Source organism: Streptosporangium sp. NPDC051022, assembly GCF_040683035.1.
Taxonomy (GTDB): Bacteria; Actinomycetota; Actinomycetes; order Streptosporangiales; family Streptosporangiaceae; genus Streptosporangium.
Genome location: NZ_JBFBCF010000005.1, coordinates 74,386 through 97,302 on the forward strand (window position 1 = coordinate 74,386; position 22,917 = coordinate 97,302).

Here is a 22,917-nt window from a genome sequence, read left to right on the forward strand (position 1 = left end):
ACGAATCCTTACCCGATGGATACGGAACGTGCCGAGGCTAGCGCGGAGAGTTACCGAAGGTTCGAGGAACAGACAAAGGATCTACCTGGGATGGGTCACCCCCACACCATTTCGTCGCGAGCCCGCCTCCTCGCGAACCGGCTCCGGACAGCACGACGGCCCCCTCCCCCGCCCGCGGTACGGCGGGCGGCGGAGAGGACCGCTGTAAGGACCACTGGAGGACCACTGGAGGCCCGCCCGAGGGCGAGCCGACGTCCCAGGGGATCGCCCCGGGGAGCCGTCACGAGAACGCCGGGCGTCCCTCGTGAGGCCCCCGGCGGACCACCGGGCCGGTGGGCTATCGGGCTTCGACGATCATCCCGGCGCCGACGGTGTTGTTGGTGGACTCGTCCACGAGGATGAAGCCGCCGGTGAGGCGGTTCCTCGCGTAGTCGTCGACGAACAGGGGCTGGGTGACGCGGAGCGAGACACGGCCGATCTCGTTCAGGCCGAGCGCCTGGGCCGACTCGTCGCGGTGCAGGGTGTTGACGTCCAGCCGGTAGTGCAGGTCGCGGACCAGCGCGCGGGCCGTACGGGTGGTCTGCTTGATGGTCAGCTTGGTGCGCGGGCTCAGCTTGCTCGCGTCGGCCATCCAGCAGACCATCGCCTCCAGCTCCTGGGCGACGTGCGGCCGGTTGTTGGGGCGGCAGATCATGTCGCCCCGGGAGATGTCGATGTCGTCCTCCAGCCGGAGGGTCACCGACATCGGCGCGAACGCCTCGTCCACGGGACCGTCGAAGGTGTCGATCGAGGCGATGCGGGTGGTCAGGCCCGAGGGCAGGTGCATCACCTCGTCGCCCGGCTTCAGCACGCCGCCCGCGATCTGGCCGGCGTAGCCCCGGTAGTCGTGGAAGGCCGGGTCGGTGGCCCGCTGCGGCCGGATGACGTACTGCACGGGGAAGCGCACGTCGACCAGGTTCCGGTCGGAGGCGATGTGCAGGTTCTCGAGGTGGTGCAGTAGCGAGGATCCGTTGTACCACGGCATGTTCTCCGAGCGGGAGACCACGTTGTCGCCGTGCAGCGCGGAGATCGGGATGAACGTCAGGTCGGGCGCGTTCAGCTTGGAGGCGAAGGCGGTGAACTCCTCGCGGATCTCCTCGAACCGCTCCTGGGCGTAGTCGACCAGGTCCATCTTGTTGACCGCCAGCACCAGGTGCGGCACCCGCAGCAGCGTGGTCAGGAACGCGTGCCGCCGCGACTGCTCCACCACGCCCTTGCGCGCGTCGATCAGGACGATCGCCAGGTCGGCGGTCGAGGCGCCGGTGACCATGTTGCGGGTGTACTGGATGTGACCGGGGGTGTCGGCGATGATGAACTTGCGCTTGGGGGTGGCGAAGTAGCGGTACGCCACGTCGATGGTGATGCCCTGCTCCCGCTCGGCCCGCAGGCCGTCGGTGAGCAGCGACAGGTCGGTGTACTCGGTACCGCGGTCGCGGGAGGTGCGCTCGACGGCCTCCAGCTGGTCTTCGAAGATCGCCTTCGAGTCGAAGAGCAGCCGCCCGATGAGGGTCGACTTTCCGTCGTCGACGCTTCCCGCCGTGGCAAAGCGAAGGATGTCCATCAGAACTGCTCTCCAGAGGTCGTACGGCTTGCGCGGGAAGGCTGTGCCGGGAGCGGCCCCCGGAGCACACGCGGTCGATCTTCCGTCTGGGCCGGCGGGAACGGCCGGCGCGACAGGGCGGTCCCCATGGGGAACGCCCCCCGGACCGCGTGCGCCTGCTCCCGCGAGGGAACGGGCCGGTGCGACAGGACGTCACGCACTAGAAGTATCCCTCCCGCTTGCGGTCCTCCATCGACGCCTCCGACGCGCGGTCGTCGGCGCGGGTCGCGCCGCGCTCGGTGAGCCGGGTCGCGGCGATCTCCTCGATGATCTCCTCGACCGTCGCGGCGACGGACTGGACGGCGCCGGTGCAGGTGACGTCGCCCACCGTGCGGTAGCGGACCGTCATCTCGACGAGCGGCTCGTCCTCGTCACGGGTGATGAACTCGCTGTCGGCCAGCAGCATGCCGTCGCGCTCGAACACCTTGCGCGTGTGGGCGTAGTAGATCGAGGGGATCTCGATGCCCTCGCGCCGGATGTAGTCCCAGATGTCGAGCTCGGTCCAGTTGGACAGCGGGAACACCCGGATGTGCTCGCCCTTGCGGATCCTCGCGTTGTAGAGGTTCCACAGCTCGGGACGCTGGTTCTTCGGGTCCCACTGACCGAAGTCGTCACGGAAGGAGAAGACCCTCTCCTTGGCGCGGGCCTTCTCCTCGTCGCGGCGGGCGCCGCCGAACACGGCGTCGTACTCGTTGTCCTCGATCGCGTCCAGCAGCGTGGTGGTCTGCAGCCGGTTGCGGGAGGCCCTGCGCCCGGTCTCCTCGGCCACGCGTCCGGCGTCGATGGAGTCCTGCACGCTGGCCACGACGAGGCGCGCGCCCAGCTCCTGCGCCCGGCGGTCGCGGAACTCGATGACCTCGGCGAAGTTGTGCCCGGTGTCGACGTGCATCAGCGGGAACGGGATCGGCGCGGGCCAGAACGCCTTCTCCGCGATGCGGAGCATGACGATGGAATCTTTACCACCGGAGAAGAGCAGACAGGGACGCTCGAACTCGGCGGCCACCTCACGCATGATGTGAATGGCCTCTGCCTCGAGGACGTCGAGCTGCGACGTGGTGTAGTCGCGCTGAAGCATCTGACTCTCCTAGCGGGGATTATCGGTGGAGATCCCGGATTCCGGCGAGCAACGTCGGCGCCAGTCCCGGTAGGGAAACAAGGATATCCGGCAGCGAGGGGTCACCCTGGTTGTAGGTCAGGGGTGAGCCGTCGACGCGGCTGGCATGGGCACCGGAGGCGAACGCGACGGCCACCGGGGCGGCGGAGTCCCATTCGTACTGGCCGCCCGCGTGCACGTACGCCTCGACCTGTCCGGTGAGGACGGCGGAGATCTTGGCGCCCGCCGAGCCGATCGGCACCAGGTCGGCGCCCACGAGCTCGGCCAGTTTCTGGACGAACTCCGGCGGCCGGGTCCTGCTGACCGCGATCCTCGGCCGGGCGTCCGCCCTGAGCTGCGGCAGCACGGGCGGTTCGAGGGTCGACAGCGTCCGCCCCCGGGCGGGCAGCGCGACCGCTCCCGCGGTCAGCGCGCCGCGCTCCCAGAGCGCCACGTGGACCGCCCAGTCGTCGCGGCCCTCCTCGGCGAACTCGCGGGTGCCGTCCAGGGGGTCGACGATCCAGACCCGCTCGGCGGTGAGGCGCCGGGGGTCGAGACGCTCCTTCTGGGTCGCCTCCTCGGACAGCACACTGTCACCGGGACGTGAGGTCGCCAGGGCGTCCATCAGAAAGAGGTGGGAGGCGGTGTCGCCCTCGTCGCGAAGCGCGGACGGGTCGGCGAACCCCCGTTTCTCGCGCAGCGCGAGCAGTCTCTCCCCCGCCTCGGTCGCCAGGTTCGCGGCGAGAACGTGGTCGTCGCGAATCATCATCAATATGCTCCAGCCCCTCGCGCGACAGCCGACCAGGTCTTCCACAGGATCTGCAGGTCCAAGGTGAGGGACCAGTTCTCCACATAACGTAGGTCCAACCGTACAGATTCCTCCCAAGATAGGTCAGATCGCCCACTAACTTGCCAGAGGCCGGTCATCCCCGGCTTGACCAGCAGCCTGCGCCGGACGTCGTCCCCGTATCGGGCGACCTCCTCGGGCAGCGGCGGCCGGGGACCGACCAGCGACATCTGACCGAGCAGCACGTTGATGAGCTGCGGCAGCTCGTCCAGGGAGTGACGGCGCAGCCGTACGCCCAGCGGGGTGACGCGCGGATCGTCACGGATCTTGAACAGCATGCTCCGCCCGTCGCCCACCAGGTCGATCCGCCGCCGCTCCGCGTCGGTGGTCATCGTCCGGAACTTGTAGATGGTGAACTCGGCGCCGCCCCGGCCGACCCGCCGCTGCCGGAAGAGCGCGGGCCCCGGGCTGGAGACGCGCACCGCGACCAGCAGCCCGGCGAACAGCGGCAGCAGCGCCACCAGCAGCAGCCCGGCGCAGAGCCGGTCGAAGAGGTTCTTGACCAGCTGGCGCGGGCCCGCGAGCTCGGGGTGGTCCACGTGCAGCAGCGGAAGCCCGGCCGCCGGGCGGATCGTGATCCGGGGTCCGGCCACCTCCATCAGGGCGGGGGCGACCACCAGGTCGGTCTCGGTCCGCTCCAGGCGCCAGGCCAGCCGCCGCAGCGCGACCCCGTCCATCTCCGGGCAGGCCAGCACCGCCACGGTGTCGGCCGAGATCTGGGCGACCACGAGCGGCACGTCGGTCATGCCGCCCAGGACCGGCACGCCGTCCACGTCGCCCATGCCGTCGTACGGCATGCAGACGCCGACGACCTCCATGCCGTGGTATCGCTCCCGGCGGAACCGGCGGACCAGGTCGGTGATCGCGGCACGGTGGCCGACCGCCACGACCCTGCGCATGCAGGCGCCCCGCGCCCGGTCGCGGTGCAGGGCGCGGCGCAGGCCGTACCGGGCGAGGATGGTGACCAGCGTCGTCAGCGGGACGGCCAGCACCACGTAACCCCTGGCCACGTCGGTCTTGGTGACGTAGGCGCCGATGGCCAGGGCCGCGGTGAGCGTGAACCCGCACTGGAAGACCCGCTGGAACTCCTCGGCCCCGTGGCCGATCAGGCGGGGCTGGTAGGCGCGGTTCGCCTTGATCGCACAGAACCAGGCGACGGGAAGCGCCGCGCTCAACATCACGTAGGGAGTCACATAGGGAGTAACCTCACCGAAGCGAACGAACAGGGCGAGCGCCCCGGCGAAGGAGGCGGAGCCCATGTCGGCGGCGACGGCTCGCGCCCTGTATCGGCGGACCCAGCCCGGCACACTCGGGCGGGCCGCCGGGGCGGACCTCGGCGTCGCCTGGACGACGGTCACGTCGCGCACGCGCTCCCCCTGAGTAACCAGTCATCGACGGACAGTTACCGAATGCTAGCGGGAAGAACAGGGGTCCGAGGTTTGAAAACCGAAACGTACATCTCCGTGGACGTCGAAGCCGACGGCCCGATTCCCGGTCCGTACTCGATGTCCAGCTTCGGCATGACCGTGGCGGGCAGGATGACCGGCAGGGTCTTCGAACCGGTCGACCCGCAGACCCACACCTTCTACGCCGAACTGCGGCCCATCAGCGACGACCACGTCCCCGAGGCGCTCGCCGTCAGCGGACTCGACCGGGAGGCGCTGATCCGGGACGGCCAGGAGCCGGCCGTGGCGATGCGGGCCGCCGCGACCTGGATCCGCGAGGTGTCCGGCACCGGCGCATCCGTGCTGGCCGCCTATCCCCTCTCCTACGACTGGATGTGGATGTACTGGTACTTCATGCGCTTCGCGGGCGCCTCGCCGTTCGGGCACTCCCGCTGCCTGGACATGAAGACGCTCTACGCCGCCAAGGCGGGCGTGCCCGTCGGCTGGGCGACCAAGCGGCAGATGCCCAAGCACCTGCTCTCCTCCCGCCCGCACACCCACAACGCCCTGGACGACGCGATCGAACAGGCGGAACTGCTCCAGAACCTGATGGCGTACTGACCCGCCGAGCTCCGCCCGGGAGCCCCGCCGGCTGCTGTCCGGACGTTTCTCAGCGTGGCGGGCCCGAGACCTTCAGGTCCGCGGAGTGGAAGGCGTTCTGTGTCGCCTCCAGGCCCGCCCGGATCAGCGACTCGACCACGTCGGCGGCCCGGTCGACCAGGAAGGGCAGGTCCTTGCGCTCGGCGGTCGCGAAGTCCCGCAGGACGAAGGAGGCGGCGTCCATCCGCCCCGGCGGGCGGCCGATGCCGAAGCGGACCCGCAGGTAGTCCTTGGTGGCCAGGGACTTGGTGATCGACTTCAGCCCGTTGTGGCCGTTGTCGCCGCCGCCCAGCTTGGCCCTGAGCGCGCCGTACGGGATGTCCAGCTCGTCGTGGACGACGACCACCCTGGCCGGGTCCACCTTGTAGAAGTCGGCCAGGGCCTTCACCGGACCGCCGGACAGGTTCATGAAGGACAGCGGCTTGGCCAGTACGGCGGGAGCACCCGCCAGGCGCCCCTCCAGCACCTCGGCCCGCGACCTGTGCGCCTTGAACCGGCCACCGGCCCGCGCGGCGAGCTCGTCGAGCACCATGAAACCCGCGTTGTGCCGGTTTCCGGCGTACTCAGGGCCGGGATTCCCCAGGCCCACGACCAACCAGCGGTCCACGGTCGGCGTCCCTTCTTGTATGCGCGCCGGATCCCGTACGCGCGTCAGGGCAGCCCGGTCGCGGACTGCCCTGACAGGTGTAGCAGAGAGAACTACTCGGCGGCCTCGGCGGACTCGGCCTCGACGACGGCTGCCTCGGCGGCCTCGGCCTCGGCGACCTCCGGCTCCGGCTCGGCGACCGGGGCGGCGGTGACGTGGAGGACCAGCGTCTCGGGGTCGGCGACCAGGGTGGCGCCCTTGGGCAGCTTCAGGTCGCCCGCGGTGACCTGCGCACCGACCTCCAGGCCCTCGACGTCCACCTCGACGCCGGTCGGGATGTGGGTGGCCTCGGCCTCGACCGAGACGGAGACCAGCTGCTGGTCGAGGATGCCGTCGGCGACCTCACCGGTCACGATGACCGGGATGTCGACGGTGACCTTCTCGCCGCGCTTGACGAGGAGGAGGTCGACGTGCTCCAGGAAGCCCTTGAGCGGGTCGCGCTGGACGCCCTTGGGCAGCGCCAGCTCGGAGACCGCGCCCTGGAGGCGGATCAGGACGTTCGGCGTGCGCAGGGCGAGCAGGAGCTCGTGGCCCGGCAGCGACAGGTGCTGGGGCTCGGTGCCGTGGCCGTAGAGGACGACGGGCACCTTGTGCTCGCGACGGATCTTGCGGGCGGCACCCTTGCCGAAGTCGTTACGGGACTCGGCGTTGATGACTACTTCGGACACGGCTGATCTCCTAGGGATCTTCGGTGACTGGAAGGGCGTGCTCCCCCTCACCCGCCCTAGCGGAAGGCGTTACGAGCACGCGAGCCGTGCGCATCGGCACACAACCTGTACAGGATAGCGCGCCCGGCGACCGCGAGGCCCGCGCCGGTACGGCGGGCGGAGCGGGCCGCGTGCGCGGTGAGGGCCCGGTGAGCGACGGCGGTCACCGGGCCGGAAGGCATCCCGGGAACGGGTCAGCTGTCGCCTTCGAACAGACTGGTCACGGAACCGTCGCTGAACACCTCGGTGATCGCGCGGGCGATCAGCGGGGCGATCGACAGCACGGTGAGCTTGTCGAACCTCTTGTCCTCGGCGAGCGGCAGCGTGTTCGTGACGATCACTTCGGAGATCTTGGAGTTCTTCAGCCGGTCGACGGCCGGGTCGGAGAAGACCGCGTGGGTGGCCGCGACGAGGACGTTGGTCGCGCCCTGCTCGTAGAGCGCGTCGGCCGCCTTGCAGATCGTGCCCGCGGTGTCGATCATGTCGTCGATCAGGACGCAGGTACGGCCCCGCACCTTGCCGACGACCTCGTTCACCTTCACCTGGTTGGCCACGTCGAGGTCGCGGCGCTTGTGGATGAAGGCCATGGGGGTGCCCAGCGTGTCGGCCCAGCGCTCGGCGAGCCGTACGCGGCCGGTGTCGGGCGAGACGATGGTGGTCGACTCCAGGTCGAGCTTGTCCTTGAGGTAGTTGACCAGCACCGGCATGGAGAACAGGTGGTCGACCGGGCCGTCGAAGAAGCCCTGGATCTGCGAGGTGTGCAGATCGATCGACATCAGCCGGTCGGCACCCGCGGTCTTGAACAGGTCGGCCATCAGACGGGCGGTGATGGGCTCGCGTCCCCGCCCCTTCTTGTCCTGCCGGGCGTAGCCGAAGAAAGGCATGATCACGGTGATGCGCTTGGCGGAGGCGCGCTTGAGCGCGTCCACCATGATCAGCTGCTCCATGATCCACTTGTTGATGGGGCCCGTGTGGCTCTGGATCACGAACGCGTCGCAGCCCCGGACCGACTCCAGATAGCGGGCGTAGATCTCACCGTTGGCGAAGTCGCGCAGCGTGGTGGGGGTCGTCTCGACTCCGAGGTGGCTGGCCACCTCTTCGGCCAGTTCGGGATACGCGCGCCCGGAGAAGAACATCAGGTTCTTCTCACCGGTCTTCTTGATACCGCTGCTCATGCCGTCCTCCCGCTCAGACGGCCCGTCGTTGCACCAGCGACGCTGCGCCTACTGGCTCGCTCGCTTCGCTTGCTCACGTCCTGCTCCCCTACTGGTTCTCGGTCGCGGCGGCCCGCAGCGCCGCCTCGGCCGATTTGGTGCCCGCGCGCTTGCGCGCGACCCACCCTTCAATGTTGCGCTGCCGCCCGCGGGACACACCGATCGCCCCCGGGGGGACGTCGTCGGTGACGACCGAGCCCGCGGCAGTGTATGCGCCGTCGCCGATGTTGACCGGCGCGACGAGCATGGTGTCGCACCCGACGAAGGCGTGCTCGCCGACCGTCGTCCGGTGCTTGTTGACCCCGTCGTAGTTGACGAAGATGGTCGAGGCTCCGATGTTCGCCCCCGCGCCGATGGCCGCGTCACCGACGTAGGTGAGGTGGGGCACCTTCGCCCCCTCGCCGACCTGGGCGTTCTTCATCTCGACGTAGGTTCCGGCCTTGGCCTTGCGGGCCAGCACCGTGCCGGGACGCAGGTAGGCGTAGGGGCCGACCAGCGCCTCGGGCCCGATCTCGGCCTCGACGCAGACCGCGTTGCGCACGACCGCCCCGGCGCCGACGACCGTGTCGGTCAGCGTGGTGGCCGGGCCGATCTCGGCGCCCTCCGCGACCGCCGTACGGCCGTGCAGCTGGGTGTCCGGGTGGATCACCACGTCCGGTTCCAGGGTCACGTCCACGTCCACCCACGTGCTCGCGGGGTCGATCACGGTGACCCCCGCGCGCATGTGGGTCTCGAGCAGGCGGGAGTTGAGCACCTTGCGGGCGAAGGCGAGCTGCACCCGGTCGTTGACGCCCTCCACCTCCACGTGGTCGGCCGCGACGTGCGCGCCGACCCGGTGGCCGTCCTCCCGCAGGATGGACAGCACGTCGGTGAGGTACTCCTCGCCCTGGGCGTTGGAGGTGGACACCCGCTTGACCGCGTCGGCCAGCAGCGTCCCGTCGAAGGCGTAGACGCCGGAGTTCATCTCCCTGATCGCGCGCTGCTGGGGAGTGGCGTCCTTCTCCTCGACGATCTGCAGGACCGCTCCGGTGGTGTCGCGCACGATCCGGCCGTAGCCGTACGGGTCGGGGACCTCGGCGGTGAGGACGGTGACGGCGTTGCCGTCCGCGTCGTGCCGTTCCAGGAGCGCGGCGAGGGTCTCGGTGCGCAGCAGCGGGGTGTCCCCGTACGTCACCAGGACGGTGCCCTCGATCGCGCCGACCGTCTCCAGCACGACCCTGACGGCGTGGCCGGTCCCCTTCTGCTCCGTTTGCACGACGGCCTGCGCGTCGGGACTGGTCCGTGACAGGTGCGCCTGGACCCGATCTCGTTCGTGGCCGATGACAACAATGAGCCGCCCGGGTTCGAGGCCTCGGGCGGCTGTGAGCATGTGGTCGACCAGAGTGCGGCCGCACAGCTCGTGCAGGATCTTGGGTGTTTTAGATTTCATCCGGGTGCCCTCGCCTGCGGCGAGGACGATGACGGCGGCCGGGCGCGGCACACTCACGGACGAGGCTCCCTCGGCGTCGCTGCTGAGACATGGCAAAGCGGGATGACGTATGGCTACCGCCAGGGAACCGTCCCGTCACCCACTCGACAACGTGAGGATACCTGCCCGTCCGTGAATCCACCCAGCCGACCAGCCGAGTTGCCAAAACAGACATATGGGACAGCTCCGGCACCAGGACTCGAACCTGGACAACAAGGACCAAAACCTTGCGGGCTGCCAATTACCCAATGCCGGATCAGCCTGGCGACTCGGCCTCAATCCGAACGCCCGGCCCCCCTACGATACCGACCCCTTGATATCAAACGCGCCTCGTTTTGGAGACCCCGTGGGGCACGGGGCCGCCCGGTGGCCGGGGCGCGCCACGCCGAGAATCCTCAAGGATGCTTCCGAGGCCGCCTCGGTGGGCAGAATCCGACATGACACGCCCTAGCAGGTGGGATCGGCCACACACAAGCGACGGAACCCCTACGACATCAGGGTCCGAACGTCACCTCACCCACATTAGAGGCTTAGGGATTCCTAACTTACGATGGCGTAGGTTACGGTTGCGTAGCCAGACAAAGGCCCACCTCCCCATCAAAACTCTCGTGAGGTAGTGCATGACCGTCATCGAAGAACGTCCTGCTCCAGGCCCCAAACCGGAAATCGACCCCGAACCGAAGACCACCCCCGAGCTCATCACCTTCGGGGTGGTGGTCGCCGCGCCGCTGATCGCCCTGATCACCGCCGTTCCGTTCGCCTGGGGGTGGGGGCTCGGCTGGACCGACGTCGTGATCGCCGGCGTGTTCTACGTGGTGTCGGGGCTGGGCGTCACCGTCGGCCTGCACCGCTACTTCACCCACGGGTCGTTCAAGGCCAAGCGCCCGTTGAAGATCGCGCTGGGCATCGCGGGGAGCCTCTCGCTGGAGATGTCGGTGCTGGACTGGGTCGCCACCCACCGCAAGCACCACAAGTTCTCCGACAAGGAGGGCGACCCGCACTCGCCGTGGCGGTTCGGGAGCGGTTTCCTGCCGGTGACCAAGGGGCTGCTCTGGGCGCACATGGGCTGGCTGTTCGAGACGGACCGGACCAACCGGGAGAAGTACGCTCCCGACCTGATCAAGGATCCCGACATCATCAAGCTGCACCGGTTCTTCCCGGTGATGGCGATCACCTCGATGGTGCTTCCGGCGCTCCTGGGCGGTCTGCTGACGTGGTCGTGGTGGGGCATGGCGACCGGCTTCTTCTGGGGCACGCTGGTCAGGATCGGGCTGCTGCACCACGTGACCTGGTCGATCAACTCGATCTGCCACGTCTTCGGCGAGGAGGCCTTCGAGTCGCGTGACAAGTCGCGCAACGTGTGGTGGCTGGCCATCCCGTCGTTCGGCGAGTCCTGGCACAACCTGCACCACTCCGACCCGACCTGCGCCCGGCACGGCGTGCTCAAGGGCCAGATCGATCTCAGCGCGGGGGTCATCCGCTGGTTCGAGAAGGCCGGCTGGGTCCACGACGTCCGGTGGCCCACGCCCGAACGACTGGCGGCGAGGCGAATCGCCGCCTGACGGCTTCTCACGGGCCGCCTCGGCGGCCCACATGGTTGTGACACCCCTCCCATCCTCATGACCTGGACCGAAACCTCCCCCGCGGCCCGCGGCCGGATATCCGGCATCGAGGCGGTCCCGGACACGGTTCCCGTTTCGCGACCTCGGAGCGCCATTATTAGGAATGTGAGCGAACCCCGACGACGCATGTCAGGCAAGGAACGCCGGGAGCAACTGATCCAGATCAGCCGGACCCTGTTCGCAGAGAAGGGGTTCGACGGGACATCGGTCGAAGAGATCGCGGCGACGGCCAACGTCTCCAAACCGGTGGTCTACGAACACTTCGGCGGCAAGGAAGGCGTCTACGCGGTCGTCGTCGACCGCGAGATGCAGAAGCTGCTCGGCATGGTGACGGAGGCGCTGTCGGCCTCGCACGCGCTGATCAAACTGGAGCGGGCGGCCCTCGCGCTGCTGGCCTACGTCGAGGAGAACAGCGAGGGATTCCGCATCCTGGTCCGCGACTCCCACGCGGCCTCGGGAACGGGCACGTTCGCCAGCCTGATCAACGACATCGCCAGCCAGGTCGAGGACGTGATGGTCGACCAGTTCGCGGAGCGGGGTTACGACCCGAAGCTGGCCCCCATGTACGCGCAGATGCTGGTCGGCATGGTCGCGCTGACCGGGCAGTGGTGGCTGGACGTGCGCAGGCCCTCCCGCGAGGAGGTCGCCGCGCATCTGGTCAACCTGGCGTGGAACGGTCTGACCGGCCTGGCCCCGCGTCCCCGCCTGACCTCCTCCTCCCACGGCCTGGAGCAGCGGCAGGCCCCGCCTCGTCCGACCGACAAGGAACTCCGCGAGCGGGAACGGCTGCTCAAGGAGCAGGAGAAGGCCCGCGAACGCGACCTCAAGGAGCAGGAGAGGCTCCGTGAGCGCGAACAGCGCGAGGCGGAGAAACTGGCACGGGACATGGAGAAGGCGCGCCAGCGGGAGCAGCGCGAGGCGGACAAGGCGCGTGAGCGGGAGCAGCGCGAGCGGGAACGGCTGCTCAAGGAGCAGGAGAAGGTCCGCGAACGCGAGCTCAAGGAGCAGGAGAGGCTCCGCGGACGGCAGGCCAAGGTCACAGGCGGGGAGATCTCCGGACAGACGACGCAGACCGTACAGAGCGGATTGAGCGCCACAGAGTGGGAAAAACTTAAACCAAGCGGCTAAGCAACAGCAGGCGTTGATCTTAAATTAACGCTCTGTTCAATCAAAGCGGGCATTCTGGTCATATGTCCGCCGAACCCGCGCACCCCACTCCCGAAGGACTGCCCCTTCCACAGGAACGCTTCCTCAACCGCGAGGAGAGCTGGTTACAGTTCAACCAGCGGGTTCTGGAGCTCGCCGAAGACTCCGATCTTCCCCTCCTCGAGAGGGTCAGGTTCCTGGCGATCTTCGCCAGCAACCTGGACGAGTTCTTCCGGGTGCGGGTGGCCGGGCTCAAGCGGCGGATGGCCACCGGCCTGCTGCTGCGCACCAAGAGTGGGCTGAAGCCCCGCGAGGAGCTGGCCAGGATCGCGGCGATCGCCGACGATCTCGCGCAGCGGCACTCGGTCTGCTTCCACGAGCGGCTGCGTCCCCAGCTGGCCTCCGAGGGCATCGAGATCGTGCGCTGGGACGACCTCGGCCGTGACGAGCGCACCGAGATGCGCAAACTCTTCCGGGAGCGGATCAGGCCCGTCCTGACGCCCCTCGCGGTCGATCCCGCCCACCCCTTCCCCTATATTTCCGGCTTGTCGCTCAACCTTGCCGTTACCGTCCGCAACCCCGCGACCGGTACCACCGTGTTCGCCCGGGTGAAGGTGCCCAGCCAGCTTCCCCGCTTCGTCGCGGCGTCCAAGGACCGCTTCGTCCCGCTCGAAGACGTGATCGCCGCCCACCTGGGCCAGCTCTTCAAGGGCATGGAGGTCGTGGAGCACCACGTCTTCCGAGTGACCCGCAACGAGGACCTGGACGTGGACGAGGACGTCACCGAGAACCTCATGCAGGCGCTGGAGCGGGAGCTGCTCAAGCGGCGCTTCGGCCCGCCGGTGCGCCTGGAGGTCGAGGACACCATCACCCCGGAGGTGCTCGACCTGCTGGTCGACGAGCTGGGCGTGGCCGAGCACGAGATCTCCCGGCTGCCCGGCCCGCTGGATCTGACCGGGCTGCACGCGATCGCCGACCTGGACCGCGGCGAGCTCGGCTTCCGCCCCTTCGTGCCGGCCGAGGTGGTCCACGTCCAGGACGACATCTTCGCGGTGCTCCGCGAGCGGGACGTACTGCTGCACCACCCCTACGACTCGTTCTCCACGAGCGTGCAGCGGTTCATCGAGCAGGCGGCGGCCGACCCCAACGTGCTGGCCATCAAGCAGACCCTCTACCGGACCAGCGGCGACTCGCCGATCGTGGACGCGCTGATCGACGCGGCGGAGGCGGGCAAGCAGGTCGTCGTGGTCGTGGAGATCAAGGCGCGGTTCGACGAGCACGCCAACATCACCTGGGCGCGCAAGCTGGAGCGCGCCGGGTGCCACGTGGTCTACGGGGTGGTGGGGCTCAAGACCCACTGCAAGCTCGCCCTCGTCGTACGGCAGGAGCCCTCCGGCGAACTGCGCAGCTACTGCCACATCGGCACGGGCAACTACAACCCCAAGACCGCCAGGCAGTACGAGGACCTGGGCCTGCTGACCGCCGACCCGCTGGTCGGCGAGGACGTCACGGACCTGTTCATCCACCTGACCGGATACTCCAACCACTCGGCCTACCGCCGGCTGCTGGTCGCCCCGCACTCGCTGCGCGGCGGGCTGCTGGCCAGGATCGAGCGGGAGATCTCCCACCAGGAGGCGGGCCGCCCGGCCAGCATCAGGATGAAGACGAACTCCCTGGTGGACGAGCTGGTCATCGACGCCCTCTACCACGCCTCGCAGGCGGGCGTCCCGGTCGACCTGTGGGTGCGCGGGGTGTGCACGCTGCGGCCCGGGATTCCCGGCCTCTCGGAGAACATCAGGGTCAGGAGCGTGCTCGGCCGCTTCCTCGAACACTCGCGGATCTACGAGTTCGGGCACGGCCGCAGGCCCGAGATCTGGATCGGCAGCGCCGACCTGATGCGCCGCAACCTGGAGCGCCGCGTCGAGGCGCTGGTCAAGGTGACCAGCCAGCAGCAGCGGGTCTATCTCAGCTCCCTTCTCGACAGGGCCATGTCGGAGGAGACCTCGACCTGGTGGCTCAACGCGGACGGGAGCTGGGTCCGGCATCCCGGCGAGGACCTGCAGAACCATCTGGTCAACACCCGGCGGTGGAGAACGATCGATGACTGAGCTGGACGTCCATCCGACCGACATGATCCGCGCGGCCGGGGCGGTGGTGTGGCGGGGGGCGGAGTCGGAGCCCGAGGTCGCGCTCGTCCACCGGCCGAAGTACGACGACTGGACCTTTCCCAAGGGGAAGCTCAAGCCCGGCGAGCACGTCATCGCCGGGGCGCTGCGCGAGGTCGCCGAGGAGACCGGGATCACCGCGATGCTCGGCCGGTCGCTGCCGCCGATCCACTACCTGAAGGGCAAGCGGCTCAAACGCGTCGACTACTGGGCGGCCCGGGTGGTCACCGGAGACAGGTACACCGCGGTCGACGAGGTCGACGAGGTGATCTGGCTGCCGGTGAAGGAGGCCAGGCGGCGCCTGACCTACGAGTGGGACGCCGGCCTGCTGCGCGCCCTCACCGCGGTGCCGCTGGCGACGACCCCGCTGGTCCTGGTCAGGCACGGCCAGGCGGGGTCACGCCAGGAGTGGGAGGGCGACGACGACGAGCGCCCGCTCGACGAGGTCGGCAGGACGCAGGCCGAGGTCCTCGCGGACGCGCTGGCCGCCTACCGCCCGGCGGAGCTGATCAGCTCGACGAGCCTGCGGTGCGTGCAGACGATTGAGCCGTACGCCGAGGCGGCCGGCCTGGAGATCCGCCGGGAACGGATGCTGTCGGAGACCCACCACGACCCCAGGGCCGCCCTGCGCCTGGCCTCCAAGGCTCTGGCCTCCGACCGCCCCACGGTGCTGTGCAGCCACGGCAAGGTACTCCCCGAGCTGATCGCCGGAGTCATCGACCGGCCCGGGGACGTGCAGTTACGCAAGGGCGCGTTCATGGTGCTGCACCACGCCGACGGCAAGATCGTGGGTGTGGACCGCTACATCACCTGACGGACCGCCGCGTCCCCGGGACCGCGGCATTCCCAGGACCTCGACGGACCTCGACGTTCCCGGGGACGCGGCGTTCCCGGGGCGGCCGGGCACGGCTCGCGGGGGGCCGCCGCGCCGCCCGCTCGCCCGTCCGCTCGCCCGTCCGGTCACAGCAGCCTGTCGACCGCCGCGCTGGTCTCGGCCCAGACCCTCGGGAACTCCTCCCAGGCCCGCTCGGCCCCCGCCCGCTCCAGGCCGGTCAGCACGCCGTAGGTGAAGGTGTCCTCCCCCGCCAGCCTGGCGTTCTGGGCCTCGGCCGCCAGCCGCTCCTGGGCGACGACGCCGTCCTGGTGGGTGCCCAGCACCTCCTGTACGGCCTCGGCCCGCTTGGCCAGAGCACCCATGCCGAGCACCTCGGCGGTATAGCGGGCCCGCTTCGCCACCTTGCGCACGTCGTGCATGGCGATCTCACGGGCGGCGGGATCCTCGACGGCCTGGGCCACGGCGTAGGCCCTGGTGACCCGGCGCCACCCCTTGGCCGCGACGACGTCAAGGCTGTCGGCGGGCTTCTTGGCGGCCTTGGTGAGCACGGGGGTCGCGACCAGGTCGTCCAGGGCGTCGAGCAGGGCGAAGTACCGTTCCCCACCGAGCACCTCCCTGATCCGGTCGTAGGCCTCGTGCTCGGCGTCCAGCAGATCGGAGCTGAGACGGGTCCTGACCGGGCCGACGATCAGCGCGGGGTCGAGCGCGTCGAGCCTGTGGGCGAAACGCTCCCGGATGACCTCCAGGTCGCGGGCCTCGCCGAGAACCCCGGCCAGCCACTTGAGCTCGTCCTGGAGGGCCTCCGTCGCCTCGACGATCGTCTTGAAGGACTTCAGCGCACTGCGGAGCCGCCGGGAGGCGACGCGCATCTGGTGGACCGCGTCCTCCTCGGCGCGCCGTACCCGGGGGTCCTGCGCGAGGAGCGCGGCCGCCTGGGCGGCGAGATAGCCGACGACGAGTTCGGCGGCCGATCCCGGCCTGGTCTCGGCGAGCCGTACCCGGGGGACGGGGCCGGCCGCGTTGAGCAGGCGGGACAGCTTGTTGGCCGCCTCCGCCGGGGCCGCACCCGCCTTGACCAGCCGCTTGCCGACCTTGCCGAGCAGCTTCTCGTCGCCCTCGACCAGCTCCGCCTCGACCTCGCGCCAGCGCTCGACGTACGGCTCCGCACCGAGGACGGTGCCCTTGACCCGGTCGTCGGCGATCTCGACCAGCCGGACGCCCGCGCCGTTGACCAGCTGGATCACCGAGCGGCGGGTGTCGAGCTCGGCGACCGGGGCGAGAGGCGCCCCCCTGGTGTAGGCCAGCACGAGACTCGACAGCTCGGCAGGAACGATCTTGGCGCTGCGGGTCAGCGGGTGGACGATCTCCTGACGGGCACCCTTGGCCTTGGGAAGCTTGAGGTGCCAGCCGGGGTCGGTCCCGCCCCTGCGCCTGCGCAGGGTGATCCCGCGGGCGGCGAGCCGCAGGTCAGGGGTGTCGAAGTAGAGCGCGACGAGCTGATGGGTCTTCGGCCCGACGGCCTCGGCGCACCCCGGCAGGTCGGCCAGTTCCGGAATCTCGTAGTCCGCCGGAACGTCGAACTTGTCCTCTATCTCTATAGCCACAGGCGATCCCCTGATTTGTCCAGTTATCTACCGGTTCCTTGCAGTATTTATTGATGCCCGGTTGCTCGTCCAGAAAGTCAGAGCGATTGGTCCGTAATCCCTTCACCTGAGAGAGATCCAACTCCGACATCACGTCATTCTTCGTTCATTAAGTGTTCATTTCTCGGACACTTTTCGAGCCACCACGAAGATCCTGCGGAAAGGGAACAGCGTGCCGTGCGGGCCGCGGGGATAGGCCTCCTCCAGCAGGGCCGCGCAGTCACCGAGGAAGGCCTCCGCCTCGTCCGGGGCCAGCCGGTCGAGCATGGGACGCAGGGCGCTGCCGGAGATCCACCCGAGCACGGTCTCCTCACCGGCGAGCACGTGCAGGTAGGTGGTCTCCCAGGCGTCCACCAGGCAGCCCGCCCCGGCCAGCAGGTCGTGATACTCCGCGGGGTCGCCGACCGGCGACTCGCGGACCAGGTCGGCCAGCCGGTCACGCCATTTCGTCCGGCACAGCTCACGGATCGGCGCGTGACTGGGGGCGTCGAAGTTACCGGGCACCTGGAAGGCGAGCCACCCGCCGGGGGCCAGCTCCCCGGCCCAGCGCGTCAGCAGGTCACGGTGCCCGGGCACCCACTGCAGGACGGCGTTGGAGACGATCACGTCCGTGGGCCCCCCGGGACGCCACCGGGTGACGTCCTCGACGGAGAAGGTCAGCCTGTCGCCCGCCGGAGCCTTTTCGATCATCGCGGGCGAGGAGTCGAACCCGTGAACCTCGGCGTCCGGCCAGCGCCCGGCCAGCGCGGCGGTGAGCTCACCGGTGCCGCACCCCGCGTCGACCACCCGGCGCGGACGCTCCACGGCTATCCTTGCGACGAGGTCGAAGAAGGGCCGCGACCGCTCGTCGGCGTACCGGCCGTAGATCTCCGGATCCCACATGTCCCCTGACATCGATCACCCCTACGAGGTCGCCTTCCGCGAGAATACGCCGAGTGCCGTTCCCGGCCGCCGGCCTCCGGCCCCGCCCTGTCACCGTCGGCACCCGAGCCGCCGAACCGAGGGCCCGGCGAAACAACATGGCAACACAATATCTCGACATCAAGACAGATAGACTCCTCGCATGACCCTGCACCACGCGGACCACGGCTCCGGACAATCCACTGACGAGGTGGACCGGCTGGTCGCCGCCTGGCGCCAGGAACGGCCCGATCTCGATGTGGAGCCGCTTCAGGTGCTGAGCCGGGTCTCCAGGCTCGCCCGCCACCTGGACCGTGCCCGGCGGGCCGCCTTCGCCGAGCACGATCTGGAGACGTGGGAGTTCGACGTGCTCACCGCGCTGCGCCGGGCCGGCGAGCCGTACGAGCTGAGCCCGGGAGCCCTGCTCCGCGCGACCCTGGTCACCTCCGGGACCATGACCAACCGGATCGACCGGCTCACCGCCGCCGGGCTGGTACGCCGCCGTCCCGACCCCGAGGACAGGCGCGGGGTCCTGGTCTCCCTGACCGACGCCGGGCGCGGGCGGGTGGACGGCGCCTTCGCCGACCTGCTCCGCCGCGAGCGCGAGCTGCTGGCCGGTCTGGGAAAACATGAGCAGCAGGCCCTCGCGGGCCTGCTGCGCACGTTACTTGTCCCTTTTGACGCGACCGACACCGGAGCGCACTGAGCTCCATGCCCCGACACAGCGGGATAAACCGATCGGAACCGACGACCTCGATCGGAGCACACCGTCTCTCGCCGTGCTCGGGGCGCCGTCATCGCGCCCCGGCCGGCTTCGCCGTACTCCGGTGGCCTCACTCGCCGAGGCGGTCGGCCATCTCCAGCCACTCGGTCTCGACGCTCTCCTTCTCCGCGACGATGTCCTTGAGCTCCGCGTCGAGGGAGGCCAGGCGGCCGTAGTCGGCGGCGGCGTCGGCCATCGAGGCGTGCAGCGCCGCCTCCCTGGCGCTCAGCTTGTCGAGCTGGCGCTCAAGGCGGGACAGCTCCTTGCGGAGCTCACGCTCCTCCTTGGCGGACAGGCCCGGCTCCACCGCGGCGGAGGCGGTCGCGCCCGCGGCCGGGGATGCGGAGGAGACCGCGCCCGAGGCCGCCCTGGCCGACAGCGCCGTGCCCGAGGCACGCCGCGTGAGATATTCGTCCACGCCGCCGGGAAGCATCGACAGCCTGCCGTCGCCCAGCAGGGCGACGGTCCGGTCGGAGACCCGCTCCAGGAAGTAGCGGTCGTGGCTGACCACGATCAGCGTGCCGGGCCAGCCGTCGAGGAGGTCCTCCAGCTCGTTCAGCGTCTCGATGTCGAGGTCGTTGGTCGGCTCGTCGAGCAGCAGCACGTTGGGGTCGTCCATCAGCAGGCGGAGCAGCTGCAGGCGGCGTCGCTCGCCACCGGACAGGTCGCCGACCACCTTCCACTGGGCCTCCCCCTTGAATCCGAGGCGCTCCAGCAGCTGGGAGGCGGTCCACTCCTTCTTGCCGACCTGGATGAACTTGCGGATCTCCTCCACGGTCTCCAGCACCCGGCGCGCGGGGTCGAGCTCGCTCAGCTCCTGTGACAGGTGGGCCAGGCGGACCGTCTTGCCCCGCACGACTTTGCCCGAGTCGGGCCGTACCGTGTCGGCGAGCAGGCGGAGCACCGAGGACTTGCCCGAACCGTTCACCCCGATCAGGCCGATCCGATCACCGGGGCCGAACTGCCAGGTGGCGCGGTCGAGGACCAGCGGGCCCTGGCCGGGACCGCCCGCGTGCAGCGTGACGTCCTCCAGGTCGTAGACCGTACGGCCGAGGCGGGCGGTGGCGAACTTGACCAGCTCGACGGACTCCCGCGCCGGGGGCTCGTCCGCGATCAGCGCCTGGGCCGCCTCGATGCGGAACTTGGGCTTCGAGGTGCGCGCGGGCGGGCCGCGGCGCAGCCAGGCGATCTCCTTGCGCATGAGGTTCTGGCGGCGGGCCTCCGAGGCGGCGGCCACCCGGACGCGCTCGGCCTTGGCCAGCACGTAGGCGGCGTATCCCCCCTCGTAGCGCTCGACGGAGCCGTCGACGACCTCCCAGGTCCTCGTCGAGACCGCGTCCAGGAACCACCGGTCGTGGGTGACGACCAGCAGCGCGGTCTTACGGCCCGACAGGTGTCTGGCCAGCCAGTCGATGGCCTCGATGTCCAGGTGGTTGGTCGGCTCGTCCAGGATGATCAGGTCGTGCTCGTCGATGAGCAGCTTGGCCAGGGCGGTACGGCGCCGCTCACCACCCGACAGGCTCCCGGCCAGCGCGTCCAGATCGATGTCGCCGAGCAGGTTGCCGAGGATCTCGCGGATGCCCGCGTCACCCGCCCACTCGTGCTCCTGCCTGCCGCCCAGGACGATGTCCCGCACCGAACGGGCCGGGTCGAGGTCGTCGCCCTGGGACAACGAGCCCACGTGCAGACCGCGGTTGTGGGTCACCCGACCGGCGTTCGGTTTGAGCTTTCCGGCGAGCACCGAGATGAGCGTGGTCTTGCCGCCACCGTTGCGGCCGACCACCCCGATGCGGTCGCCCGCTTCGATGCCGAGGGAGACATCGCTGAGCAGCGGCTTGGGACCGTAGGAGTGGGAGACCGACTCAAGATTGACCAGATTCATCGCGACACAAGCGTATCCGGTCCAGGCTCAGACCACCGTCGGGCCGGGAACGGGACCGTGGGCGGTGATGACGTCGCGGGCCACTCCCGCCCCCCTGAGCGCCAGGGCCAGCTCCGCGGCGTGGGCCTCGGAGTCCGCCAGGAAGGCGCAGGTCGGGCCGGAGCCCGAGACGAGGGCGCCCAGCGCGCCGTGCTCACGCCCGGCGTCGAGGGTGCGGGTCAGGGAGCGGCGGAGCATCACGGCGGCGGGCTGCAGGTCGTTGACCAGTTCGGCGCCGAGAGCCTTGGGGTCTCCCTCGCGGAGCGCGGCCAGCAGCGGCTCGGAGGCCTGGGGCCAGGCGACCTTCTCCCCGGTGGCCTCGCGCATGCGGTCGCACTCGGCGTAGACCTTCGCCGTCGACAGGCCGCCGTCGGCCAGGGCGAACACCCAGTGGAACGTGCCACCCACCGGCAGCGGGGTCAGCCGCTCTCCCCTGCCGGTGCCGACGGCCGTACCGCCGAGCAACGCGAAGGGGACGTCACTGCCCAGATCCGCGGCGATCTCCAGGAGGTCCTCGATCGGCAGGCCCAGGCCCCACAGCTCGTTGCAGGCGACCAGCGCGGCGGCGGCGTCGGCGCTGCCGCCCGCCATGCCCCCCGCGACCGGGATCGACTTGCGGATGACCAGGCTGACGCCGTAGGGGCGGCCCGCGTGCCTCGCCAGCGCGAGGGCGGCCTGGATGGCGAGGTTGTCGTCGTCTTCCGGAACCTGGTCGGCCGACTCGCCCTCGACCCGGACGCTCATCCCGGTCTCGGCGACGGCCGTCACCTCATCGAAGATCGACACGGCGTGAAAGACGTTGACCAGGTCGTGGAAACCGTCGTCACGCAGCGGTCCGACCGCCAGTTGCAGGTTGACCTTGGCGGGCACGCGGACGGTCACGGAGTTCATGTGTCCCTCATCTGCGCTCACTCGTCACGGCCCCCGATCGTAACGGGATTCCGTCCCCCGTCCGCACAGGCGCCCCGACATATATCCTCATATACGCTTTTCTGCGATTCGCGCGAAATCTTCAATGGAGAGTTGTTCACCCCGCTGCGTGGGATCGATTCCCGCGGCGCGCAACGCCCGCTCGGCGGCGGCGGCCGTACCCGCCCAGGACGCCAGGGCGGCGCGCAGGGTCTTGCGCCGCTGGGCGAAGGCGGCGTCCACCACCGCGAAGACCTCCTCGCGGGAGGCCTCGGTGACCGGAGGCTCGCGGCGGGTCATCGCGACGAGGCCGGAGTCCACGTTGGGAACCGGCCAGAAGACCGTCCGCCCGACGGGACCGGCCCTGCGGACGTCGGCGTACCAGGCGGCCTTGAGCGAGGGAATGCCGTAGATCTTGGAGCCGGGCGTCGCGGCGAGGCGGTCGGCGACCTCCGCCTGGACCATGACGAGGATGCCGCGCAGGGACGGCATTGTCTCCAGCAGGTGCAGCACCACGGGAACGGACACGTTGTAGGGGAGGTTCGCGACCAGCGCGGTCGGCTGGTCCTCCGGCAGATCTCCGGGCAGCACCCGCATGGCGTCCGCGTGGACGACGGTGAGCCGGTCGGCGAGTTCGGGAGCGTGCTCGGCGACGGTCAGCGGCAGCTGCGCGGCCAGAACCGGGTCGATCTCCACCGCGACCACACCGCGGACCTCGGGAAGCAGCGCGAGGGTGAGCGAGCCCAGGCCGGGGCCGACCTCGATGACCACGTCGTCGGGACGTAGCCCGGCGACCCGGACGATCCGGCGGACGGTGCCTCCGTCGATCACGAAGTTCTGGCCGAGTTTCTTGGTCGGGCGGATGTCGAGCCTGTCCGCCAGCTCGCGTATCTCCACCGGGCCGAGCAGGCTCATGACCGCTCCTCCCCCGGCGCTCCGAAGCCGGCGCTCACCCGGTCGCCGTACCCATCGCGCCCACTGCCTCGTCCGCTGCTCTCGGTCACGACCGCACTCCCCACGTCATCCGACAAGTTTCGCGCATCGAGCACCCTGCGACGACGCGTGACGGACGAACGGCCCCGACCGGACGGGGGTGGAGGGAGCGGACAGACCCGATCGGACGAGGGTGGGGGGCAGGTGGACCCGGCCGAGCGGGGAGTGAAGGACAGACGGCTCCGGCCTGGCGGGGTGAGGAACAGACGGCTCCGGCCGGGTGAAAGCGCGGGGCGGACTCCGGCCAACGCGAAGAGGTGGGGGGGGGGCCGCCCCCCCCCCCCCCGGGGCGGCCCCCCGCGCCCCCCCCCCCGCCGCCCCCCCCCCCGCGGGCCCGGGGCGCCCCGGCCCCCCCAGAGAG

At 69.8% G+C, this 22,917-nt stretch carries 19 protein-coding genes and 1 tRNA gene; 6 read left to right on the plus strand and 14 right to left on the minus strand.

Going from position 1 to position 22,917, the window contains the following annotated elements; genetic code table 11:
- Window positions 1–337 precede the first annotated feature (337 nt).
- The 4 genes from cysN to AB0N02_RS11485 all read right to left on the minus strand — a co-directional run bounded on the left by cysN (window position 338) and on the right by AB0N02_RS11485 (window position 4,838).
- On the minus strand, window positions 338–1,600 hold the full coding sequence (cysN, locus tag AB0N02_RS11470; RefSeq protein WP_363945003.1) for a sulfate adenylyltransferase subunit CysN: 1,263 nt from the start codon (window positions 1,598–1,600) through the stop codon (window positions 338–340).
- A gap of 199 nt (window positions 1,601–1,799) precedes the next feature.
- The gene (gene cysD / locus AB0N02_RS11475; RefSeq protein WP_363945004.1) at window positions 1,800–2,714 is read right to left on the minus strand and encodes a sulfate adenylyltransferase subunit CysD; all 915 of its coding nucleotides are present in this window, start codon (window positions 2,712–2,714) and stop codon (window positions 1,800–1,802) included.
- A gap of 19 nt (window positions 2,715–2,733) precedes the next feature.
- The gene (locus AB0N02_RS11480) at window positions 2,734–3,501 is read right to left on the minus strand and encodes a 3'(2'),5'-bisphosphate nucleotidase CysQ (RefSeq protein ID WP_363945006.1); all 768 of its coding nucleotides are present in this window, start codon (window positions 3,499–3,501) and stop codon (window positions 2,734–2,736) included.
- A complete protein-coding gene (locus AB0N02_RS11485) occupies window positions 3,501–4,838 on the minus strand; it encodes a sugar transferase (protein WP_363945409.1) in 1,338 nt (445 codons plus the stop codon). The genes AB0N02_RS11480 and AB0N02_RS11485 overlap by 1 nt, the downstream gene beginning before the upstream one ends.
- 180 nt (window positions 4,839–5,018) lie before the next feature.
- Here AB0N02_RS11485 and AB0N02_RS11490 point away from each other — a divergent pair, with 180 nt between their 5' ends.
- Window positions 5,019–5,585: a 3'-5' exoribonuclease gene (locus AB0N02_RS11490; RefSeq protein ID WP_363945008.1), complete on the plus strand. Its 567-nt coding sequence runs from the start codon at window positions 5,019–5,021 to the stop codon at window positions 5,583–5,585.
- 49 nt (window positions 5,586–5,634) lie between these two features.
- Here AB0N02_RS11490 and pth read toward each other — a convergent pair whose 3' ends face one another.
- The 5 genes from pth to AB0N02_RS11515 all read right to left on the minus strand — a co-directional run bounded on the left by pth (window position 5,635) and on the right by AB0N02_RS11515 (window position 9,915).
- On the minus strand, window positions 5,635–6,231 hold the full coding sequence (pth, locus tag AB0N02_RS11495) for an aminoacyl-tRNA hydrolase (RefSeq protein WP_363945009.1): 597 nt from the start codon (window positions 6,229–6,231) through the stop codon (window positions 5,635–5,637).
- Window positions 6,232–6,323: 92 nt separating this feature from the next.
- Window positions 6,324–6,938 carry a 50S ribosomal protein L25/general stress protein Ctc gene (locus AB0N02_RS11500; protein ID WP_363945011.1) on the minus strand — a complete coding sequence of 205 codons (615 nt, stop codon included), beginning with the start codon at window positions 6,936–6,938 and terminating at the stop codon, window positions 6,324–6,326.
- A 233-nt stretch (window positions 6,939–7,171) separates the two neighbouring features.
- The gene (locus tag AB0N02_RS11505; RefSeq protein WP_363945013.1) at window positions 7,172–8,152 is read right to left on the minus strand and encodes a ribose-phosphate diphosphokinase; all 981 of its coding nucleotides are present in this window, start codon (window positions 8,150–8,152) and stop codon (window positions 7,172–7,174) included.
- A gap of 88 nt (window positions 8,153–8,240) precedes the next feature.
- Window positions 8,241–9,677 carry a bifunctional UDP-N-acetylglucosamine diphosphorylase/glucosamine-1-phosphate N-acetyltransferase GlmU gene (glmU, locus tag AB0N02_RS11510; RefSeq protein ID WP_363945014.1) on the minus strand — a complete coding sequence of 479 codons (1,437 nt, stop codon included), beginning with the start codon at window positions 9,675–9,677 and terminating at the stop codon, window positions 8,241–8,243.
- 166 nt (window positions 9,678–9,843) lie between these two features.
- Window positions 9,844–9,915: transfer RNA gene (locus AB0N02_RS11515), tRNA-Gln, on the minus strand.
- A 364-nt stretch (window positions 9,916–10,279) separates the two neighbouring features.
- Between AB0N02_RS11515 and AB0N02_RS11520 the strand changes: the two genes are divergently transcribed.
- The 4 genes from AB0N02_RS11520 to AB0N02_RS11535 all read left to right on the plus strand — a co-directional run bounded on the left by AB0N02_RS11520 (window position 10,280) and on the right by AB0N02_RS11535 (window position 15,406).
- A complete protein-coding gene (locus tag AB0N02_RS11520; RefSeq protein WP_363945015.1) occupies window positions 10,280–11,221 on the plus strand; it encodes a fatty acid desaturase in 942 nt (313 codons plus the stop codon).
- Window positions 11,222–11,386: 165 nt separating this feature from the next.
- The gene (locus AB0N02_RS11525; protein WP_363945016.1) at window positions 11,387–12,409 is read left to right on the plus strand and encodes a TetR/AcrR family transcriptional regulator; all 1,023 of its coding nucleotides are present in this window, start codon (window positions 11,387–11,389) and stop codon (window positions 12,407–12,409) included.
- A 62-nt stretch (window positions 12,410–12,471) separates the two neighbouring features.
- Complete coding sequence (locus tag AB0N02_RS11530) at window positions 12,472–14,535, plus strand: RNA degradosome polyphosphate kinase (protein WP_363945017.1); 2,064 nt, start codon at window positions 12,472–12,474, stop codon at window positions 14,533–14,535.
- A complete protein-coding gene (locus AB0N02_RS11535) occupies window positions 14,528–15,406 on the plus strand; it encodes an NUDIX hydrolase (RefSeq protein WP_363945018.1) in 879 nt (292 codons plus the stop codon). The genes AB0N02_RS11530 and AB0N02_RS11535 overlap by 8 nt, the downstream gene beginning before the upstream one ends.
- A gap of 146 nt (window positions 15,407–15,552) precedes the next feature.
- Here AB0N02_RS11535 and AB0N02_RS11540 read toward each other — a convergent pair whose 3' ends face one another.
- Together AB0N02_RS11540 and AB0N02_RS11545 are read right to left on the minus strand one after the other, a co-directional pair.
- Window positions 15,553–17,031 (minus strand): CYTH and CHAD domain-containing protein, encoded by a 1,479-nt coding sequence (locus AB0N02_RS11540; RefSeq protein ID WP_363945019.1) that lies wholly within the window; start codon window positions 17,029–17,031, stop codon window positions 15,553–15,555.
- Window positions 17,032–17,187: 156 nt separating this feature from the next.
- Complete coding sequence (locus AB0N02_RS11545) at window positions 17,188–17,964, minus strand: trans-aconitate 2-methyltransferase (RefSeq protein ID WP_363945020.1); 777 nt, start codon at window positions 17,962–17,964, stop codon at window positions 17,188–17,190.
- Between the two features lie 169 nt (window positions 17,965–18,133).
- Between AB0N02_RS11545 and AB0N02_RS11550 the strand changes: the two genes are divergently transcribed.
- Window positions 18,134–18,676, plus strand: a complete 543-nt coding sequence (locus AB0N02_RS11550; RefSeq protein WP_363945021.1) for a MarR family transcriptional regulator — start codon at window positions 18,134–18,136, stop codon at window positions 18,674–18,676.
- A gap of 127 nt (window positions 18,677–18,803) precedes the next feature.
- Here AB0N02_RS11550 and AB0N02_RS11555 read toward each other — a convergent pair whose 3' ends face one another.
- From AB0N02_RS11555 to rsmA, 3 genes are all read right to left on the minus strand, one after another.
- Complete coding sequence (locus AB0N02_RS11555) at window positions 18,804–20,615, minus strand: ABC-F family ATP-binding cassette domain-containing protein (RefSeq protein WP_363945022.1); 1,812 nt, start codon at window positions 20,613–20,615, stop codon at window positions 18,804–18,806.
- Between the two features lie 27 nt (window positions 20,616–20,642).
- Window positions 20,643–21,545, minus strand: a complete 903-nt coding sequence (locus AB0N02_RS11560; RefSeq protein ID WP_363945023.1) for a 4-(cytidine 5'-diphospho)-2-C-methyl-D-erythritol kinase — start codon at window positions 21,543–21,545, stop codon at window positions 20,643–20,645.
- An 87-nt stretch (window positions 21,546–21,632) separates the two neighbouring features.
- Window positions 21,633–22,478: a 16S rRNA (adenine(1518)-N(6)/adenine(1519)-N(6))-dimethyltransferase RsmA gene (gene rsmA / locus AB0N02_RS11565; protein ID WP_363945024.1), complete on the minus strand. Its 846-nt coding sequence runs from the start codon at window positions 22,476–22,478 to the stop codon at window positions 21,633–21,635.
- Window positions 22,479–22,917: the final 439 nt, after the last annotated feature.

Excerpts from the sequence above, each read along its gene's own strand:
- cysN (WP_363945003.1), bottom strand. The coding sequence starts at position 1,600 with ATGGACATCCTTCGCTTTGCCACGGCGGGAAGCGTCGACGACGGAAAG.
- cysD (WP_363945004.1), bottom strand. The coding sequence starts at position 2,714 with ATGCTTCAGCGCGACTACACCACGTCGCAGCTCGACGTCCTCGAGGCA.
- AB0N02_RS11480 (WP_363945006.1), bottom strand. The coding sequence starts at position 3,501 with ATGATGATTCGCGACGACCACGTTCTCGCCGCGAACCTGGCGACCGAG.
- AB0N02_RS11485 (WP_363945409.1), bottom strand. The coding sequence starts at position 4,838 with ATGGGCTCCGCCTCCTTCGCCGGGGCGCTCGCCCTGTTCGTTCGCTTC.
- AB0N02_RS11505 (WP_363945013.1), bottom strand. The coding sequence starts at position 8,152 with ATGAGCAGCGGTATCAAGAAGACCGGTGAGAAGAACCTGATGTTCTTC.
- AB0N02_RS11520 (WP_363945015.1), top strand. The coding sequence starts at position 10,280 with ATGACCGTCATCGAAGAACGTCCTGCTCCAGGCCCCAAACCGGAAATC.
- AB0N02_RS11530 (WP_363945017.1), top strand. The coding sequence starts at position 12,472 with ATGTCCGCCGAACCCGCGCACCCCACTCCCGAAGGACTGCCCCTTCCA.
- AB0N02_RS11535 (WP_363945018.1), top strand. The coding sequence starts at position 14,528 with ATGACTGAGCTGGACGTCCATCCGACCGACATGATCCGCGCGGCCGGG.
- AB0N02_RS11545 (WP_363945020.1), bottom strand. The coding sequence starts at position 17,964 with ATGTCAGGGGACATGTGGGATCCGGAGATCTACGGCCGGTACGCCGAC.
- AB0N02_RS11550 (WP_363945021.1), top strand. The coding sequence starts at position 18,134 with ATGACCCTGCACCACGCGGACCACGGCTCCGGACAATCCACTGACGAG.
- AB0N02_RS11555 (WP_363945022.1), bottom strand. The coding sequence starts at position 20,615 with ATGAATCTGGTCAATCTTGAGTCGGTCTCCCACTCCTACGGTCCCAAG.
- AB0N02_RS11560 (WP_363945023.1), bottom strand. The coding sequence starts at position 21,545 with ATGAACTCCGTGACCGTCCGCGTGCCCGCCAAGGTCAACCTGCAACTG.
- rsmA (WP_363945024.1), bottom strand. The coding sequence starts at position 22,478 with ATGAGCCTGCTCGGCCCGGTGGAGATACGCGAGCTGGCGGACAGGCTC.